This window comes from Comamonas sp. MYb69, from assembly GCF_037479315.1.
In the GTDB taxonomy this organism is placed as follows: Bacteria; Pseudomonadota; Gammaproteobacteria; order Burkholderiales; family Burkholderiaceae_C; genus Comamonas.
Genome location: NZ_JBBGZG010000016.1, coordinates 26,782 through 38,986 on the forward strand (window position 1 = coordinate 26,782; position 12,205 = coordinate 38,986).

Consider the following 12,205-nt stretch of genomic DNA (forward strand, 5'->3'; position numbering starts at 1 on the left):
CCCCCGGGCGCTGCGCTGGTCTGGAGAGAGCTGCAGGCCCCCATAAGGGCCGCAGCCTGGGTGGTAGGCATTCTTTGCTGACCACCCAGGGCCAGCGTGTTGCTGTCGGCGCGCGCAGGCGGGTGTGCGTGGATCTTTAAAAATAACCGTTAGGAGACAAGATGACCAAGAGCAATACACCGTTCCCGTCCAGAAGACGAACCCTGCTGGGCCTGGCCGCTGGCATGGCGGGCAGCGCGCTGCCCGCCTGGAGCTGGGCCAGTGCGGCCGCAGCGCGCGACTGGCCGAGCAAGCCGGTGACCTGGGTGGTGCCCTTTCCGGCAGGCGGGGGTACCGATGCCTTTGCGCGGCCGCTGTCCTCGCAGTTCTCGAAAATCTCGGGCAAGACCCTGGTGATCGACAACAAGGGCGGCGCAGGCGGCACCCTGGGCGCCAGCTTTGCCGCGCGCCAGCCCTCAGATGGCTACCATTTCTTCATGGGCGGCACCCACCATGTGATTGCGCCCTCGGTCTATCCCAAGCTCGACTACGACATCCAGAAGGACCTGGTGCCGCTGGCCTTGCTCGCCACCGTGCCGCAGGTGCTGGTGGTCAACCCCAAGCGGGTGACGGCGGCCAATATGCAGCAGCTGCTGGCCCAGCTCAAGGCCAACCCGGGCAAGATGAGCTTTGCCTCGGCCGGTGCCGGCACCAGCCACCACCTGGCCGGCGAGCTGTTCAAGATCCAGAGCCAGACCGACATCCTGCATGTGCCCTACAAGGGTGCGGGCCCGGCGCTGCAGGACCTGATTGCCGGCAATGTGGACATGCTGTTCGACGGCCTGGGCTCGTCGGCCGCGCATATCGCCGCCGGGCGCATCAAGTGCCTGATGGTCTCGGGCAGCCAGCGCAACCCTTCGCTGCCCGATGTGCCCTGCGCTGCCGAAGTGGGCCTGCCCGATTACAACGTGACCACCTGGTACGGCCTCTGGGCCATCAAGGGCACCTCGCCCGAGCTGCAGGCGCGCATGTTCGAAGAGGCCAAACGCATGGGCGCGTCGGAAGAAATCAAGGCCATCTGGGCCAAGAATGGTGCGGAATATGGCAGCATGACGCAGCCGCAGTTTGCCGCCTTTGTGGCCGACGAGGTCAAGCGCTGGGCCGAGGTGGTCAAGGCCTCGGGCGCGAAGATTGAATGACAAGAGGAGCGAGATGATGGCGGGGCAGGTTCGTGTGCAATCGTGGGTGGCGGGCGAGGAGGCATCCCGCGCGCAGGCCGTGCGCGTGGTGCTGGACCATGCGGGCAAGCGCAATGCCATGTCGCGCGCCATGTGGCGCCAGCTGCGCAGCGTGTTTGAGGACCTGCAGCGCCAGCCCGGGCTGCGCTGCATCGTGCTGCAAGGCGAGGGAGAGGCCTTTTGTGCCGGTGGCGATATCTCGGAGTACGCCGGCTTTCGCTTTGCTCCAGAGAGCCTGGCCGCCTTCCACGAAGGCGAGGTCTGGCCGGCGCTCAACGCCATGCTGCAATGCGATGTGCCCCTGGTCGCTGCCATTGACGGCGCCTGCATGGGCGCAGGCGTGGAGCTGGCCAGCTGCTGCGACACCCGCCTGGCGGCCGACACTGCCCAGTTTGGCGCGCCGATTGCCAAGCTGGGCTTTCCGATGGCGCACAAGGAGGCGGCGCTGGTGCTGAGCCAGGTGGGGCCTGCCAAGACGCGGCAGATGCTGCTGGAGGCAGCGGTCTTTAGCGCCGAGCAGATGCTGGCCTCGGGCTTTTTGAGCCAGGTCCACCCCGCTCAAGACCTGCAGGCCCAGCTGGAACGCAGCGTCGCCCGCATCTGCGGCCTGGCGCCCCAGGCCGCCCGCATGACCAAGCAGCTGCTGCGCGCACTGGCCGAAGGCGATGCCCAGGCCCCGGTGCTGCAGCAGCCCTATGCCTATGCCGATTCGGCAGAACACCGCGAAGGCATTGCCGCCTTTGTAGCCAAAAGAGCAGCCCAGTTTTGACCGTGCCTGCGCTGGCCACCGGCCAGACCGCAGGCGCCAAGGAAACCACCAACCAAGTAGACAAACATGACCAACGACAACCTGTTCTGCGCCCTGCGCGCGGCCTTTCCTGAGGACCTCGATGCCATCGCCGTGGAGACCACTTCGGCCAGCGGTGAGCCGCTGAACTACAGCTGGCGCGACCTGGACCGCATGAGCGCGCGCATCGCCAACCTGCTCGATTCGCTGAACATTCCCTCCGGCAGCCGCGTGGCGGTGCAGGTGGAAAAGTCGGTCGAAGCGATGGCGCTGTACCTGGCCACCTTGCGCGCCGGCCATGTGTTTCTGCCGCTCAACACCGCCTACCAAAGCGCCGAGATCGAGTACTTTGTCACCAATGCCGAGCCGGCCGTCGTGGTTTGCTCGCCGGCCAATTTTGGCTGGGTCTCCAAGATCGCCTTCCAGTGCGGCACGCAAAGCGTGTTCACCTTGGGCGATGACCGCAGCGGCACGCTGCTGGAGCGCGCCGTGCACTGCGCCGATGCACACACGCCCGCGCAGAAATCTGCCGACGACATGGCCGCCATTCTCTACACCAGTGGCACCACCGGGCGCAGCAAGGGTGCGATGCTCAGCCACGGCAACTTGCTGAGCAATGCAGTGATGCTCAAGGACTACTGGGGCTGGAAAAAGGGCGATGTGCTGATCCATGCGCTGCCGATCTTCCATGTGCATGGCCTGTTTGTCGCGATCCATGCGGCCTTGCTCAATGGCAGCAAGATGGTCTGGTTTGCCAAGTTCGAGCCCAAGGCGGTGATTGCCGCGATGGCACGGGCGACCGTCTTCATGGGCGTGCCGACCCTGTATGTGCGCCTGCTGGCCGAGCCGGGCCTGACCAAGGCGGCGGCCCAGCACATGCGTTTGTTCATCTCCGGCTCGGCGCCGTTGCTGATCGAGACCTTCCGCGACTGGCAGACCCGTACCGGCCACACGATTTTGGAGCGCTATGGCATGAGCGAGACCATCATGTTGGTCTCCAACCCCTACCAGGCCGATGCCCGCCATGGCGGCCAGGATGAGCGCCGGGGCGGCACGGTGGGCTTTGCGCTGCCGGGTGTGGGCGTGCGGGTGCAGGGCGATGACGGCCAGGCGCTGGGCGCCGACGAGATCGGTCATATCCAGGTGCAAGGCCCCAATGTGTTCAGCGGCTACTGGCGCATGCCCGAGAAGACCGCGCAGGAGTTCACGGCCGACGGCTGGTTCAAGACCGGTGACGTGGGCAAGATTGATGCGCGTGGCTATGTGACCATCGTCGGCCGCAGCAAGGACCTGATCATCTCCGGCGGCTACAACGTCTACCCGGCCGAGATCGAGGGCTTCATCAACGAACTGCCGGGCGTGGCCGAAAGCGCGCTGGTCGGCGTGCCACACCCCGATTTTGGCGAAGTGGGTGTGGCCGTGGTCATTGCCAAGGCGGGCCAGCAGCTCGATGCCGAGGGCATCATTGCGACTTTGAAAAAGCAGCTGGCCAACTTCAAGATTCCCAAGCGCTGCTTTGTCGTGGGCGAGCTGCCACGCAACACCATGGGCAAGGTGCAAAAGAACCTGCTGCGCGACCAGTACCAGGGCCTGTTCAAGGGCTGATGCGCCCATGATGGCGGCCTGCGCCGCCATGACAAAACCCTCGCGCTGTGGCAGCCAAGAAGCTGCCGCAGGCGAGGGTTTGCTATTGGGCGGATGCGCTTAGGTGGCGATCAGCGCAGCACCAGCACCGGTATCGTCGCATGGGTCAGCACATGCTGGGTTTCGCTGCCCAGCAGCAGGCGCTTCAAGCCCCGGTAGCCGTGCGATGCCATGACGATCAGGTCGCAGTTTTCCTTTTTCGCCGTCTCCAGCAGCGCCTCGGCAATCATGTCGGACTTGATCACCAGGGTCTTGATGGGCACGCCGGTGGCAGCGCCTTCGGCCACCACCTTGTCGACAATGCCCTGGGCGGCGCGTTCCCAGCCGTCCTCGATGCGCGCAATGTCATCGGGGTTTTGCATGGTGCTGCCCTCGAAGTAGCTGCGCGGGTAGTTGGGCGAGATGTTGACGGCGGTGACCGTGGCGTGGCTCAGCTTGGCCAGCGCGAGGGCGTGGCGCACGGCCTTCTCGGACAGCTCAGAGCCATCGGTGGCAAGCAGGATATGTTGGTACATGGCAGGCTCCTTTCAGGTCAGACGTAGGGCAGGGCGACCAGGGGCCAGCCTTGCCGTGGATTCAACACAGAGCATCGCCGCTTGCGGCTTGAGCGGATGTCGGATCAGACCGCGTTTGTATCCGCTGACGCGGCGACTTGGAATAGCTGCTTAGCTTAGGCCGAGCAGGCCTGGGTGTTGATCAGGCCCTGGAGCTTGTCGGTGTCCAGAATGCGCACATGGCGCTGCTTGACCTCGATGATGTTCTCCTCGGCAAACTTGGAGAAGGTGCGGCTGACGGTCTCGAGCTTGAGGCCCAGGTAGCTGCCGATTTCCTCGCGTGTCATGCGCAGGATCAGCTCATGCTGCGAAAAGCCCCGGGCATGCAGGCGCTGCACCAGGTTCAGCAAGAAGGCGGCCAGGCGCTCTTCGGCGCGCATGCTGCCCAGCAGCAGCATGACGCCATGCTCGCGCACGATCTCGCGGCTCATGACCTTGTGCACATGGTGCTGCAAGGCGGTCACTTCGCGCGACAGGTCTTCGAGCGAGGAGTAGGGCATCACGCAGACTTCGGCGTCTTCCAGCGCGATCGCGTCGCAGGAATGGCGGTCGTTGACGATGCCGTCAAGCCCGATGATCTCACCCGCCATCTGAAAGCCGGTGACCTGGTCGCGCCCGTCTTCGGTGGCGATGCTGGTCTTGAAAAAGCCGGTGCGAATCGCATAGAGGGAGGTGAAGGTCTCACCGTTGCGGAACAGCGCGCTGCCGCGCTTGATCTTGCGGCGCGTGGCGACGATCTCGTCGATGCGCTCCATTTGTTCGGCCGACAGTCCCACGGGCATGCACAGCTCGCGCAAATTGCAGTTGGAGCACACCACTTTGATGGAGTTGGATGTCATGTATCAATACCCGTGAACAAATATTCATGTAGGAACGGCGTTCCTCGTATGCGCCTATTGTGCGTGCAGGCGCCAAATGGGTTCTTGATGTACATCAAGGACGCGTGGCAGAGCTTGGGGCACATTGGGGGTCCGCTAGGAAGAAGCCACATGATTTCCCTGACCCCCGACCTGCTGCGCCGTTTTGATGTTCCCGGCCCCCGTTACACCTCGTATCCTACCGCAGACCGATTTGTTGAAGCCTTTGCTGCGAATGAGTACAAGCAGGCGCTGGCGCAACGCGGCACCGGCCTGGCTGGCAGGCTCGCTCCGCTGTCCTTGTATGTGCATGTGCCGTTCTGCGCCTCGCTGTGCTACTACTGCGCCTGCAACAAGATCATCACCAAGCATGCCGAGCGGGCCGACGAGTACCTGGACTACCTCGAGCGAGAGCTGGACCTGCAACTGGCCCACGTCAGCGCCCGTCCCACCATCAGCCAGCTGCACCTGGGTGGGGGCTCACCCACGTTTTTGACCGATGCCGGCCTCAGCCGCCTGATGGACATGGTCAAGCAGCGTTTTCATCTGCAGCCCGGTGGCGAGTACTCGATCGAGGTGGACCCGCGCACCGTGAGCCGCGAGCGCCTGCAGCATCTCTACCAGCTGGGCTTTAACCGGCTGAGCTTTGGCGTGCAGGATTTTGACCCACTGGTGCAAAAGGCTGTGCACCGTGAGCAGCCCGCTGACCAGGTGTTTGCCTTGGTCGAGCAGGCGCGTGAGATCGGCTTTGAATCTATCAATATCGATCTGATCTATGGTTTGCCCCAACAAAGCCCGGCCAGCTTTGTGCGCACGATGGAGCAGGTCAATGCGCTGCGGCCCGACCGCATTGCGCTCTATGCCTATGCGCACCTGCCCGAGCGCTTCAAGCCCCAGCGCCGCATCCAGGCGCAGGACCTGCCCAGCCCGGCCGACAAGCTCGCCATGCTGGCCCAGGCCCTGGCCGCGCTGGAAGGCGCCGGTTATGTGTATGTGGGCATGGACCATTTCGCCTTGCCCGACGATGCCTTGGCGGTGGCCAAGCGCCAAGGGCGCCTGCACCGCAACTTTCAGGGCTACAGCACCCAGCCCGATTGCGATCTGCTGGCGCTGGGCGTGTCGGCCATCGGCCGCATTGGCGCGACCTACAGCCAAAATGCCAAGACCCTGGAGGAGTACTACGACCTGATCGACCAGGGTCAGATCCCCGTGGTGCGGGGCCTGGCATTGACGCGCGATGACCTGCTGCGCCGCGCGGTGATCATGGGCCTGATGTGCCAGGGGAGTCTGGCGATTGAGTCGCTGGAGCAGGCCTGGCTGATTGATTTTGCCCAGTACTTTGCCGCCGAGCTGGCCCAGCTGCGCGAGCTGCAGGACCAGGGCCTGGTGCAGCTGAGCGACGAGGCGATCAATGTGACCGAGCTGGGCTGGTACTTTGTGCGCGGCGTGGCCATGGTGTTCGACAAGAACCTGCAGGCCGACCGCAACCGGGCGCGCTTCTCGCGGATTATCTAGCCCGCTGTGGCAGGTCTCAGCCCTGCCAGGCCGCCAGGCTCTTGTAGAGCATGTACGCGGCCAGACACAGCAAGATGCCGCCAAAGATCTTCTTGAGCTGGCCCACCGGCAGGCGGTGCGCGGCACGGGCGCCCAGCGGCGCCGTCAGCACGCTGCAGGTGGCAATGGCGGCCAGGCCGGGCAGCCAGATATAGCCCAGCGAATGCGGCGGCAGCCCCTGCAGGTGCAGGCCGGCCACCATGAAGCCGATGACATTGGTGACCGCAATTGGAAAACCCAGCGCCGAGCTGGTGGCGACCGCGTTGTGCATCGGCACGCTGCACCAGGTCATAAAAGGCACGCTGATAAAGGCGCCACCGGCGCCCACCAGGCCCGAGAGGCAGCCGATCACGCCGCCAGCGGCCACCTGGCCGGCCGTGCCCGGCATGGCGCGCATGGCCTTGCTGTTGGGCTTGCGGAACATGCGCAGTGCCGAGTAACCAATGAACAGGCCAAAAAACAAACCCAGGTAACTGCCCTTGAGCACCGCAAAAATGCCCAGGCTGGCCAGCAGGCCGCCCAGCACAATGCCGGGGGCCAGGCGTTTGACAAGGTCCCAGCGCACGGCGCCATGCTGGTGGTGGGCGCGCACGCTGGACATCGAGGTGAAGACGATGGTCGCCATCGAGGTGGCAATCGCCATCTTGATCGCCAGCTCGGGCGCCACCCCCTGGCTGCCCAGGATGTAGGTGATGAAGGGCACCAGCACCATGCCGCCGCCAATGCCCAGCAGGCCCGCCAGAAATCCGCCGATCAGGTCCAGAAACGACAGCGGCAGCAAAACAAGAGGATCAGTCATGGCGCGCAGTAAAAAGGCCACCTGAAACAGGTGGCCTGAAACCCCGCTGTCGCGGAGAGGAGAAGACAGGTTGGGCAGCCTGCCCGAAAAAATCAGGTGTTCGCAGCGGATCCACTGGACCGTCATCCTGAACCGGGGGTTCAGGTGGGCAAGGGCAACCTATCGTTGGGTTCATCTGACGCGAGACGATCACGCTCAATAGGTGATGTACCAAGCCCGTGCTCGTAGAGCATTGGTTCAAGGAACTATAAAGTCCAGCAGGGCTGCGAACGCCTCCATTGTAATCGCTCGCGCCTGCTGCACCCACCAAAACTGCATGTCAATGTGCCTGGATTGGTCAAAAAAGATAGCTGGCTAGCTAGATTGAGAAAGCGCCAAGCTGATATTTTGGCAGGAGGCATTGCATGGCGCCGCAATCTGGTGTTGGCGCCTGCTTGCCGCCCAGCCTCAGGCGCTGGTGTCCAGGGTTTCGGCGGCCTTGGCAGGGGCGGGCGCCAGCGCCGCGTCCAGCCGCTGCATCACCGACTGCAGGCGGGGCTCGTCCCAGTCCAGGCTGGCCTGGTCACCGGTGGCGGGCTGGGCCTGGGCCTCGGCCATCGCGGCAGACTGGGCCGCGGCTTGCGCCTGCAGCGCGTCGGCGGTCTGGCTGAGCTGGCTGTTTTGCACCTGTAAATCCAGCAGATCAAAGGCGACATTGAGGGCCGCCAGCACGGCGATGCGCTCGCGGCCACGGATCTTGCCCGCGTCGCGGATACCGCTCATGGCCTCATCGACATGCTTGACGGCGGCCAGCAGACGTGCTTCCTGGCCTTCGGGGCAGCCCAGCATATAGCTTTGCTGCATGATGTGTACTTCCAGCTGTTTCATCATTCGTCCTGGTCAAAGGTCTTGGGCAGGCGTTCGATCAGTGCATCCACGCGGGCGCGGGCCGCTGTCAGGCGCGATTGGAGGGAGTCGCGCTCCTGGGTCAGGGTGGTGACTTGCTCTTGCAATTGGGCGTGGGCGCGTTGCAAAGCCTCATGACGGCTCAGCAGTGCCTCCACCCGCTCAAGCATCAGATCCATAGAAGGCGTAGTGGCCATAGAGAGACAGTCTTCTTAAGTGCGCAATGGGTTTAACGCTAAAATTGTACCCGTTGGTGCTCGCCCCAGTGGTTCACATGGGGGCAGTTCAACGGGAAGCAGGAGCGCTGCTTGTGCCCTACAAGCCTTACGCAACCTGCGCTGCCCCCGCAACGGTAAGCGATGGTTGGCTTTTGCGCCATCCACAGCCACCACTATGCCACTGAATACCTTGAACAAGTGTTTGGGAAGGCGTGTGCTGTGTCATCGCCAGCCCGGATACCGGCCAACAATAGTGGAGGCGCGCGGCTGAGGCCTTGCCGCGGCTTCCGTGTTCCCCATTGCCGGCGGGGAGGCTGGCGCGGGGTGGTTCATCACCAACTCAGTGCATGTTTTCCTCTGCTTTTTCGACACGCCGCTGCGCGCGTCCCGCGCTTGCGCCCCGCTCGGGCACCCTCCATACCCCCCGTTTTTTTGCCTTGGCCATCGCATCGGCGTTGCCCCTGTTGGCGCTGCAAGCTCAGGCGCAGCAGGCTCCAGCCGCCCAGGAAACAGAGGGTAAGAACCTGCAAGAGATGGTGGTGACCGCCAACCGCATCGAGCAGCCGCTGTCCGACCTGGTGGCCGATATGTCCATCATCGATGCGCAGACCATCGAGCGCCAGGGCCCGGGCAGCGTGGCCGATGTGCTCGCGCGCGTGCCGGGCATCCAGATTTCTCGCAACGGCGGGCCGGGCACGACGACCAGCGTGTTCATGCGCGGCGCCGATTCACGCTTTACCGCCGTCTATGTCGACGGCGTGCGCATGGATTCGCAATCGACCGGCGGCGCCTCCTGGCAGTCGATTCCGCTGGCGCTGATCGACCGCATCGAAGTGCTGCGTGGCCCGGCCGCTGCCGTCTACGGCTCGGACGCAATGGGCGGCGTGGTGCAGATCTTCACCAAGAAAGGTGAGGGCGTGCCCCAGCCCTATGTGGGCCTGGGCTTTGGCAACCGGGGCACGTTCACGGCCGAGGCCGGCATCTCCGGCAGTGCCGAGGGCTGGGATTACGCGCTGGGCCTGAACCGCTCGCAGACCGATGGCTTCAACGCCCGCACCGTGGCCACTGCCAACCCGGACAAGGACGACTACCGCAGCAATGCCGTCAGCGGCCGCCTGGGCTACCAGATCAACCGCCAGCACCGGCTCGAAGCCACCTTGCTGGCCAGCGATGTGAACTCGGGCTATGACAGCAGCCTGACCGAGGACGACCGCAGCCTCAACAAGATGTATGCGCTGGGCCTGAACTGGCAGGCGCAGTGGACCGAGCACTACAGCACCAAGCTGCAGTTCAGCCAGTCGCGCGACTATTACGAGACCCGGCCCTCGCCCTACCAGACGGACACGCGCCTGCACAACTACCTGTTCCAAAATACCTGGCGCCTGGGCGTCCACACCTTGACGGCCGCGCTGGAGCGGCGTGACGACGCACTGACCAATGGCGGCATTGACCGCGACCGCCACCAGAATGCGCTGGCGCTGGGCTATGGCCTGAACACCGGCCCGCACACCGTGCAGCTGAACCTGCGCCGGGATGACGACAGCGAGTTTGGCGGCAAGACCACCGGCAGCGCCGCCTATGGCTACGCCTTTGCAACCAACTGGCGCGCCACCGCGACCGTGGGCACGGCCTTCCGCGCGCCCACGCTCTACCAGCGCTTTAGCGAATACGGCGACGCATCCTTGCAGCCCGAGAAAAGCCGCAATGCCGAGCTGGGCCTGCGCTGGGCGCAGGGTGCCGATAGCTTCTCGGCCACGGCCTACCGCAACCGGGTCACCAACCTGATCAACTTCTCGTCGCCCGGCAGCTGCGACAGCGAATTTGGCTGCTATGCCAATGTGGGCAAGGCACGCCTGGAAGGCATTACCCTGGCGGCCACGACCAAGCTGGGCGCCTTCAACCTGCACGGCTCGGTCGACTTCCAGAACCCGCGCGATACCGAAAACGACAAGCTGCTGGCGCGCCGCGCCAAGCGCTATGCCACCCTGGGCGCCGAGACCCGTGCCGCCGGTTGGACCTGGGCTGCCGACCTGCAGACCAGCGCCAAGCGCTTTGACAATGCCGCCAACACCAACGTGCTGGGCGGCTACACCTTGTTCAACCTGTCGGCGCAGACCGAGATCGTCAAGGATGTGAACCTGATCGCCCGGATCAACAACCTGGCGGACAAGCGCTACCAGACCGCACGCACCTATGCCACCGAAGGGCGCAGCGTGTATGTGGGTGTGAAGTGGATGCCGCGCTGAGCGCAGAGGGGATAAGCCAGCCATGACAGAGACGACGGTTCAGGACCGCCCAATAGCGCCTTGCGTGGCACTGCTGATTGCGGCGCCCGCATCGGGTCAGGGCAAGACCACGGTGACAGCAGCCTTGGCGCGCCTGCATGCCCGCCAGGGCCGGCGGGTGCAGGTGTTCAAATGCGGCCCGGATTTTCTCGATCCGCAGTGGCTGCGCCTGGCCAGCGGCCAGCCGGTGCATGCGCTGGACCGCTGGATGAACGGCGAAGCCGATGTGCGCGCACGCCTGTTCCAGGCCGCACAAAGCAACGATGTGCTGCTGATCGAAGGCGTGATGGGCCTGTTCGACGGTGCCAACAGCGCGGCCGAGCTGGCCAAGTCGCTGGGTATCTCCGCTGTGGTGGTGGTGGATGCATCGGCCATGGCCGCCACCTTTGGCGCCATTGCCCATGGCCTGCAGCACTATGACCCGGGCCTGCAGCTGGCCGGCGTGCTGGCCAACCGCGTGGCCACCGCCCACCATGGTGAGATGCTGCGCAGCGGCCTGCGCGACCCGGCCCTGTGGCTGGGCGCGATGAACCAGGTGAGCCTCGATGCTGCGAAACCGCGCGCCAACCTGCTGCCCGAACGCCATCTGGGCCTGGTGGCTGCCCATGAGCTGCACGACGCTGCCGAGCGCCTGGATGCCGCCGCCGATGTGCTGGCGCAAACGCCGCTGGGCCAACTGACTTGGCAGGAATGGCAGCAGCGCTGGACGGTGGCCTTTACCGCGCCTGCTGCCGCCGCCCCGGTGGCCGCCTGGCTGGCCGGGCGCCGCATTGCCGTCGCCCGCGATGCCGCCTTTAGCTTTATCTACACCGCCAATCTGGAATGCCTGCAGGCCATGGGCGCCGAGCTGGCCTTTTTCTCGCCGATTGCCGGCGACCGCCTGCCCGCCTGCGATGCGCTGTGGCTGCCGGGCGGCTACCCGGAGCTGCACCTGCCCGCGCTCAAGGCCAATGCCGGCCTGCAGCTGGATCTGCAGGCGCACCTGGAAGAGCGCAAGCCCGTCTGGGCCGAATGCGGAGGCATGGTGGCGCTGGCCGAGGGCCTGACCGATCTGGACAGCCGCTGGCACAGCCTGTGGGGCTTGCTGCCAGCGCAGGCCGTGATGCAGCAGCGCCTGGCGGGCCTGGGCATGCAGCAGCTGCTGACGCCCTGGGGCATGCTGCGCGGCCATACCTTTCACTATTCCAAGCTGCAGAGCGAGGCCCTGGAAGTAGCGCGCAGCAGCCGCCCGGGCCAGGCGGCCGAGAGCGGCAAGGGCGAAGCCGTCTACCAGCAGGGCAGCATCCATGCGAGCTATTTCCATGCCTGGTTTCCCTCGTGCCCGCAGGCGGTGGCCGCTTTGCTGGGGGTGGACATGCCCGTGGTCGATCCGCAGGCCTGGCATACCGAGGCACTGAACGCCTAA

Annotated in this window: 11 protein-coding genes and 1 riboswitch; of the genes, 6 read left to right on the forward strand and 5 right to left on the reverse strand. The window is 64.7% G+C overall.

What is annotated here, in order from left to right:
- Positions 1 to 161: 161 nt before the first annotated feature.
- From WH303_RS19740 to WH303_RS19750, 3 genes are all read left to right on the forward strand, one after another.
- Entirely contained in the window at positions 162 to 1,178 is a 1,017-nt protein-coding gene (locus WH303_RS19740; protein WP_445228139.1) for a Bug family tripartite tricarboxylate transporter substrate binding protein, read from the forward strand.
- A gap of 16 nt (positions 1,179 to 1,194) precedes the next feature.
- Entirely contained in the window at positions 1,195 to 1,986 is a 792-nt protein-coding gene (locus WH303_RS19745; protein WP_339520686.1) for an enoyl-CoA hydratase/isomerase family protein, read from the forward strand.
- A gap of 66 nt (positions 1,987 to 2,052) precedes the next feature.
- The gene (locus WH303_RS19750; protein WP_021027069.1) at positions 2,053 to 3,609 is read left to right on the forward strand and encodes a malonate--CoA ligase; all 1,557 of its coding nucleotides are present in this window, start codon (positions 2,053 to 2,055) and stop codon (positions 3,607 to 3,609) included.
- Positions 3,610 to 3,719: 110 nt separating this feature from the next.
- Here the strand turns inward: WH303_RS19750 and WH303_RS19755 are convergent, their stop codons facing one another.
- Complete coding sequence (locus WH303_RS19755) at positions 3,720 to 4,163, reverse strand: universal stress protein (protein ID WP_021027068.1); 444 nt, start codon at positions 4,161 to 4,163, stop codon at positions 3,720 to 3,722.
- Between the two features lie 155 nt (positions 4,164 to 4,318).
- Positions 4,319 to 5,041: a fumarate/nitrate reduction transcriptional regulator Fnr gene (fnr, locus tag WH303_RS19760; RefSeq protein WP_021027067.1), complete on the reverse strand. Its 723-nt coding sequence runs from the start codon at positions 5,039 to 5,041 to the stop codon at positions 4,319 to 4,321.
- Between the two features lie 150 nt (positions 5,042 to 5,191).
- Here fnr and hemN point away from each other — a divergent pair, with 150 nt between their 5' ends.
- Positions 5,192 to 6,574, forward strand: coding sequence for an oxygen-independent coproporphyrinogen III oxidase (gene hemN / locus WH303_RS19765; protein ID WP_021027066.1), 1,383 nt, complete (start codon positions 5,192 to 5,194; stop codon positions 6,572 to 6,574).
- Between the two features lie 16 nt (positions 6,575 to 6,590).
- On the opposite strand, the gene WH303_RS19770 is transcribed toward hemN, so the two are convergent.
- The 3 genes from WH303_RS19770 to WH303_RS19780 form a co-directional block, all read right to left on the reverse strand.
- Positions 6,591 to 7,412, reverse strand: coding sequence for a sulfite exporter TauE/SafE family protein (locus tag WH303_RS19770; protein ID WP_339520557.1), 822 nt, complete (start codon positions 7,410 to 7,412; stop codon positions 6,591 to 6,593).
- Between the two features lie 447 nt (positions 7,413 to 7,859).
- Complete coding sequence (locus tag WH303_RS19775) at positions 7,860 to 8,279, reverse strand: cell division protein ZapA (RefSeq protein ID WP_312988141.1); 420 nt, start codon at positions 8,277 to 8,279, stop codon at positions 7,860 to 7,862.
- Positions 8,279 to 8,494 (reverse strand): hypothetical protein, encoded by a 216-nt coding sequence (locus WH303_RS19780; RefSeq protein ID WP_021027064.1) that lies wholly within the window; start codon positions 8,492 to 8,494, stop codon positions 8,279 to 8,281. Before WH303_RS19780 ends, WH303_RS19775 begins: the two co-directional genes overlap by 1 nt.
- Positions 8,495 to 8,533: 39 nt before the next feature.
- Positions 8,534 to 8,778, forward strand: a riboswitch (cobalamin riboswitch).
- An 84-nt stretch (positions 8,779 to 8,862) separates the two neighbouring features.
- Between WH303_RS19780 and WH303_RS19785 the strand changes: the two genes are divergently transcribed.
- A complete protein-coding gene (locus WH303_RS19785) occupies positions 8,863 to 10,761 on the forward strand; it encodes a TonB-dependent receptor domain-containing protein (protein WP_445228314.1) in 1,899 nt (632 codons plus the stop codon).
- A 22-nt stretch (positions 10,762 to 10,783) separates the two neighbouring features.
- Positions 10,784 to 12,205, forward strand: a complete 1,422-nt coding sequence (locus tag WH303_RS19790) for a cobyrinate a,c-diamide synthase (RefSeq protein ID WP_339520559.1) — start codon at positions 10,784 to 10,786, stop codon at positions 12,203 to 12,205.

Bases quoted from the DNA above. Each gene is read 5' to 3' on its own strand.
- WH303_RS19745 (WP_339520686.1), top strand. From the start codon at position 1,195: ATGGCGGGGCAGGTTCGTGTGCAATCGTGGGTGGCGGGCGAGGAGGCA.
- WH303_RS19740 (WP_445228139.1), top strand. From the start codon at position 162: ATGACCAAGAGCAATACACCGTTCCCGTCCAGAAGACGAACCCTGCTG.
- WH303_RS19790 (WP_339520559.1), top strand. From the start codon at position 10,784: ATGACAGAGACGACGGTTCAGGACCGCCCAATAGCGCCTTGCGTGGCA.
- WH303_RS19775 (WP_312988141.1), bottom strand. From the start codon at position 8,279: ATGAAACAGCTGGAAGTACACATCATGCAGCAAAGCTATATGCTGGGC.
- hemN (WP_021027066.1), top strand. From the start codon at position 5,192: ATGATTTCCCTGACCCCCGACCTGCTGCGCCGTTTTGATGTTCCCGGC.
- WH303_RS19755 (WP_021027068.1), bottom strand. From the start codon at position 4,163: ATGTACCAACATATCCTGCTTGCCACCGATGGCTCTGAGCTGTCCGAG.
- WH303_RS19770 (WP_339520557.1), bottom strand. From the start codon at position 7,412: ATGACTGATCCTCTTGTTTTGCTGCCGCTGTCGTTTCTGGACCTGATC.
- fnr (WP_021027067.1), bottom strand. From the start codon at position 5,041: ATGACATCCAACTCCATCAAAGTGGTGTGCTCCAACTGCAATTTGCGC.
- WH303_RS19750 (WP_021027069.1), top strand. From the start codon at position 2,053: ATGACCAACGACAACCTGTTCTGCGCCCTGCGCGCGGCCTTTCCTGAG.
- WH303_RS19785 (WP_445228314.1), top strand. From the start codon at position 8,863: ATGTTTTCCTCTGCTTTTTCGACACGCCGCTGCGCGCGTCCCGCGCTT.
- WH303_RS19780 (WP_021027064.1), bottom strand. From the start codon at position 8,494: ATGGCCACTACGCCTTCTATGGATCTGATGCTTGAGCGGGTGGAGGCA.